Genomic DNA, 1,623 nt, shown 5'->3' with positions numbered 1-1,623 from the left:
CGGCGTTCACCCGCTCGTTCGACGCGCTGACCGAGCTGTTCCGCCGCCTGGGCGAAGGCGGCCCGGAGGCCCCGGGCCACCGTGTCGGAGCCGGCGGAGCGTACGCGGCACCGGCCTCGATCAGCGTGCTGTCCGGCGACGTGCACCACTCGTACGTCGCCCGCGCCGACCTCGGACCGGCCGTGGCGACACCTGTGCACCAGCTGACGTGCTCCCCGATCCACAACCAGGTGCCGACGGTCATGCGGCCGTTGATGCGCTTCAGCTGGTCACGGCTGGCCGCGAAGGGCGTCCGCGGGGTGGCCCGCAGCGCCGGGGTACGCCGCCCGTCGGTGCGCTGGCGGCGGCTGGCCGGGCCGTACTTCGGCAACGCGGTGAGCACCCTGCGGCACTCCGGCGCCCGGGCCGACGTACGGGTCGAGGGAACGACCAGGGACGGCGACCTGTATACGGTGGCGGACGTCCATCTGCACGGTCCAGGATGACCTTGTGACTTCCTGGACCGCGCCCGCGGCGCACCGCGTCAAAGAACCCTTCACCGGCGACGAGCGAGCCATGCTCGAGGGCTGGCTCAACCTGCACCGGCAGACCCTGCTCACCAAATGCGCCGGGCTCACCGCCGAGCAGCTCAAGCTGCGTTCGGTCGAGCCCTCGAAGCTTTCGCTGCTCGGCCTGCTCCGCCACCTGGCCGAGGTCGAACGCGGCTGGTTCCGGATCAACGCGACCGGCGAGAAGGTCTCGGACATCTACTGCTCGGACACCAACGAGGAGGGCGACTTCGACGACATCGAGCAGGCGGACGCGGCGGCCGACCACGCTACGCTCCTCGCCGAGATCGAGGCGGCCGACGCGGCGGTCGCCGACCTTCCGCTGGAGCACGAGTTCTCCACCGAGCGGCGGTCGGCGGTGAGTCTCCGCTGGGTCTACCTGCACATGATCGAGGAGTACGCCCGCCACAACGGCCACGCGGACCTGCTCCGCGAACGCATCGACGGCGTCACCGGCGACTGAGCCGGCTCAGTCGCCCTTCGGCAGGGCGGCGGCGCCCTGGTCCTGCAGGGAGAAGGTCGTCTCCATCTGGCTGTCGTCGGCCTTCTCGGCGACCAGCCCGGCCGCGCCCAGCGGGTGCCACCGCAGAAAGGCGTCCCGGTTGCGCACGGCGTAGGTGGTGCGGCCCTCGTCGTCCTGGCCGGCCGGCTCGAAGGTGAAGTGCTGCTTCGGCTCGCCGGTGTCGCACGGCGCCGTGACGACGGTGAGCGGGCCGGACGCGCTGCCCTGCACCTGCAGGCAGAAGGGCTCGCCCCCGGCTCGGAGGGTGCCCGTCTTGATCAGGCGTTCCTTCGCGCCGCGGCCCTTGGGCACCGGCACGAAGAGCGCCCGGTCGGCGTAGTCGTCGGTCACCTGGATCCGGCCGGCGGCGGTCACGGCCAGCACCGAGTCCGGCAGTTCGTTGTCGTCGAGCCGGGGCAGGAAGAAGACCTGCCGCTTACCGTCCAGCGCGCCGGCCGGTGCGGGCGCGCTGCCGATGCCCGAGCTGGCGGTCGGCTGCGCGGAAGGAGCGGCGCTGGCCGCGGCCGGCGCCCCCGGGGGGCCGCCGTCCGCGGGGCAGCCCGGCAGGGCGAG

Annotated in this window: 2 protein-coding genes and 1 pseudogene; 2 read left to right on the top strand and 1 reads right to left on the bottom strand. The window is 73.0% G+C overall.

Annotation, left to right across the window (positions count from 1 at the left end):
• Both AB0C29_RS47395 and AB0C29_RS47390 read left to right on the top strand, forming a co-directional pair.
• Positions 1–485 (top strand): annotated as a pseudogene (locus AB0C29_RS47395) (alkaline phosphatase family protein); the annotation flags it as partial.
• A 70-nt stretch (positions 486–555) separates the two neighbouring features.
• The gene (locus AB0C29_RS47390; RefSeq protein ID WP_360834809.1) at positions 556–1,011 is read left to right on the top strand and encodes a DinB family protein; all 456 of its coding nucleotides are present in this window, start codon (positions 556–558) and stop codon (positions 1,009–1,011) included.
• A gap of 6 nt (positions 1,012–1,017) precedes the next feature.
• Here AB0C29_RS47390 and AB0C29_RS47385 read toward each other — a convergent pair.
• On the bottom strand, positions 1,018–1,623 hold a 606-nt coding region (locus AB0C29_RS47385), incomplete at its 5' end, for a hypothetical protein (RefSeq protein ID WP_360834807.1).

This window comes from Actinoplanes sp. NPDC048791 (genome assembly GCF_040650095.1).
Classification (GTDB): Bacteria; Actinomycetota; Actinomycetes; order Mycobacteriales; family Micromonosporaceae; genus Actinoplanes.
The sequence above is the reverse complement of the archived record's forward strand: the minus strand, read 5'-3'. Positions and strand labels throughout refer to the sequence as shown.

Excerpts from the sequence above, each read along its gene's own strand:
- AB0C29_RS47390 (WP_360834809.1), top strand. The coding sequence starts at position 556 with ATGCTCGAGGGCTGGCTCAACCTGCACCGGCAGACCCTGCTCACCAAA.